Genomic DNA, 529 nt, shown 5'->3' with positions numbered 1-529 from the left:
GATGATAGGCGTAGACATTAGAGAACCGAACACACCACCGTTAGTGATAGTGAAGTTACCACCCATCAACTCATCTACTGTTAGCTTGCCATCACGACCTTTGATCGCTAGCTCTTTGATGCCTTTTTCAACATCTGCAAAGCCAAGCTTGTCGCAGTCTTTTAGCACTGGAGTTACTAGACCGCGTGGCGTTGATACCGCCATGCTAATGTCAAAGTAGTTGTGGTAAACGATGTCATCACCATCGATTGATGCATTTACTTCTGGGTAACGTTTTAGTGCTTCTGTCACTGCTTTAACATAGAAAGACATGAAGCCAAGACGAATACCGTGACGTTCTTCGAACTGGTCTTTGTATTGCTTACGAAGATCCATGATTGGCTTCATGTTCACTTCGTTAAACGTCGTTAGCATTGCGGTGCTGTTTTTTGCTTCCAACAGGCGGTTTGCAACCGTCTTACGTAAGCGACTCATTGGCACACGCTTCTCACTACGAGCGGTTGTTGGTGCTTCAACTGCTGGAGCATCA

General features: G+C 45.6%; 1 protein-coding gene. It reads right to left on the bottom strand.

From position 1 onward, the window contains the following. On the bottom strand, positions 1-529 hold a 529-nt coding region (locus tag R7Q48_RS30710; protein ID WP_318134196.1), incomplete at both ends, for a 2-oxo acid dehydrogenase subunit E2.

The organism is Vibrio sp. 378, assembly GCF_033339435.1.
Note: the sequence above shows the minus strand (reverse complement) of the source record. Positions and strands in the feature narration are given on the sequence as shown.